Source organism: Prevotella sp. P6B4 (assembly GCF_000619985.1).
Taxonomy (GTDB): Bacteria; Bacteroidota; Bacteroidia; order Bacteroidales; family Bacteroidaceae; genus Prevotella.
In genome coordinates this window covers 1-2545 of sequence record NZ_JHVE01000042.1, presented here as the reverse complement: position 1 = coordinate 2545, position 2545 = coordinate 1, and the positions used below count along the sequence as shown (strand labels likewise).

2 protein-coding genes are annotated in these 2545 nt (G+C 48.0%); both read left to right on the top strand.

Annotated features, from left to right (window positions below):
• The first annotated feature begins 130 nt into the window (after positions 1–130).
• Positions 131–1705, top strand: coding sequence for an IS21 family transposase (gene istA, locus T491_RS18160; protein WP_231480271.1), 1575 nt, complete (start codon positions 131–133; stop codon positions 1703–1705).
• Complete coding sequence (istB, locus tag T491_RS0115160) at positions 1702–2460, top strand: IS21-like element helper ATPase IstB (protein WP_036916231.1); 759 nt, start codon at positions 1702–1704, stop codon at positions 2458–2460. The genes istA and istB overlap by 4 nt, the downstream gene beginning before the upstream one ends.
• Positions 2461–2545 lie beyond the last annotated feature (85 nt).

Below are 2545 nucleotides of genomic sequence, written 5' to 3'. Positions count from 1 at the left end.
TGTAGATAATAATTGAAAAGTATACCACCATAATAATCGAAAAGTATACCATCCAATCAGAGTTCTACGTTATATAATAGTTGCTCGCATGAGTGCTGTTTAACGTACAGAGAGTTTAAAGATGATTGAGATGGATCAGAAAGAACAAATCCTTCATTACCATCGTGTTGATGGTTTGAGTTTACGGGAGATTTCCCGTAGAGTAGGTCTTAACAGAAAGACCGTAACACGTTACGTCCGTGAGTATGAGGCCTCTATCAGGGAGGATCCTGAGGAGGGGTTGGACATCTGTCTTGCCAGTAAGCCCAAGTATCCAGCACGCAATGTCGAGTGTCCCCGCATGACGGAGCCTGTATGTGCAGAGATAGAATACTGGCTGCAGGAAAATGCGAAGCGCAGGCAGACAGGCATGCGTAAACAATGCCTGAAAAAACAGGACATACATCGTGTGTTGATAGAGAAAGGATTCAACATCAGCTACTCCAGCGTCTGCAAGTACATCCAGCGACGCAAGGCAGAGAGATCAAGGAAGCCTAAGGACGTGTTCGTCAAGCAGTACTACGAGCCCGGTCAGGAGTGTGAGTTTGACTGGGGTGAGGTCAAGCTGCGCATAGGAGGCAAGCCCGTGACTTTTACGATGGCCGTGTTTGCACTATGTCACAGCGAGGGACGCTGGGCATACCTTTTCCGTCATCAGGACAACCTGGCCTTCATGGAGTCTCACCGTAACTTCTTCCACGACGTGCATGGCGTACCGCATATAATGGTATATGACAACATGAAAGTGGCCGTCATACTGAAACCGGACGGAAAGAAACCTACCGAGACGCTGCTCCGTATGCGCACCTTCTACGGGTTTGACTACCGTTTCTGCAATGCACGTGCCGGCTGGGAGAAAGGGCATGTGGAGCGCAGTGTGGACTATGTCAGGGGACGTGCATTCACTACACGGGTGGACTTTGACTCCATCCAGGACGCACAGATTTGGCTGAGCCGCATATGCGATAATATTAATAAGGAGAGCGGTAGTATCGCCACAGGCAACAAGCAGGAAGCCCTATGCAGGGATGTAAAGTATATGCTTCGTTTCCCTGGTGATTTTGGATGCTTCGACATGCTTGAGTGCAGTGTGGACAAGCAGTCAACCATCTCGGTAAAGGGATCCCACTATTCGGTCCCCGACCATCTTGTAGGTACGACTGTCATCGTACAGCTATATAGCGAAAAGGTGCGTGTCTATGACGCAGATCACAAGAAGATGGCAGAGCATGAGCGCAGCTATTCCCACGGATCATGGACGTTTGACATCAATCATTACATCAATACCCTGATGAAGAAGCCGGGTGCACTTAAAGGCTCTGTGGCACTGCGGCAGATGCCGGAGAAGATGCAGGAGCTTTTCCGCGTACACTTTGCCGAGAACGGGAAGGATTTCCTCAAGCTGCTCAAGTACTGCAGGGACAACAGGTACGACTACAAGGACATCCTGGACGCAGTGAGGAAAATACGTATGCGTGGCGCAAGACATATCAATTTTGATCAGATAAAGGTGGCACTGGAGACGAGAGATGCAGCACCGCTTGTGTTTACTGATAACCAGAAGACGGATGAATTCATTGAAATAGAACTCGGCAGTGAGGATGTACTGACTCAGCTTGACGGTATTATGCAGGGGACTGCGGCAGAAAGGAGGTGTGGGCAATGAATGAAAAGGATATCATATGCCAGTATGCAAAGGAACTGAAGCTCGCAACGGTGAGGGAAAACCTCTCCCTGTTTGCGGAGGATGCCATGAGGGAGCAGTGGGGATATCTCATGTTCCTGCGCAGGCTGTTTGAGGAGGAAGTGACAAGCCGGCGCGAGAAGAGCAAGATCATACGCATACACAGGGCTGACTTCCCGCAGATGAAGTACCTGGAAGAACTCAAGCGGGAAGAACTCCCCCTTGAGGGCCAGATGCTCTTGCCTGAAGTGGAGACACTTGATTTTATCAAGGAGGGACGGAGTATCGTTATGTATGGCAATCCAGGTACAGGCAAGACGCATATTGCCATCGGGCTTGGCGTTAAGGCATGCCTTGAAGGATATACAGTTTTCTTTACATCTGTACCACACCTGCTGACACTCATAAGGGAGGCCAAGACGGAAAAGACGCTTAGGAGTCTGGAGCTTAAGTTTGAACGTTATGATCTCGTTATATGTGATGAGTTGGGATATGTCGGCTTTGACAAGGAAGGAGCTGAGATGCTTTTCAATCACCTCTCTCTGCGGACAGGAAAGAGAGCTACCATCATCACCACGAACCTGCCTTTTACGAGGTGGGAAGAGGTGCTCAAGGATAAAGTCTTGTGCTCCGCTCTAGTAGACAGACTGTGTCACAAATCGTATCTCGTCAACATGACAGGTACGTCATATCGTATTAAAGAAACAAAAAAATTAATAGAAAAAAGTAATGTATAACCAACTCTTTGTATATTTGCAGCGCTCTTTTGGACTGGTATACTATTGAATTATTTGTTGGTATACTTTTGCGTTATCATTTACA

Coding starts and splice junctions, on each gene's coding strand:
- istA (WP_231480271.1), top strand. CDS start 131: ATGGATCAGAAAGAACAAATCCTTCATTACCATCGTGTTGATGGTTTG.
- istB (WP_036916231.1), top strand. CDS start 1,702: ATGAATGAAAAGGATATCATATGCCAGTATGCAAAGGAACTGAAGCTC.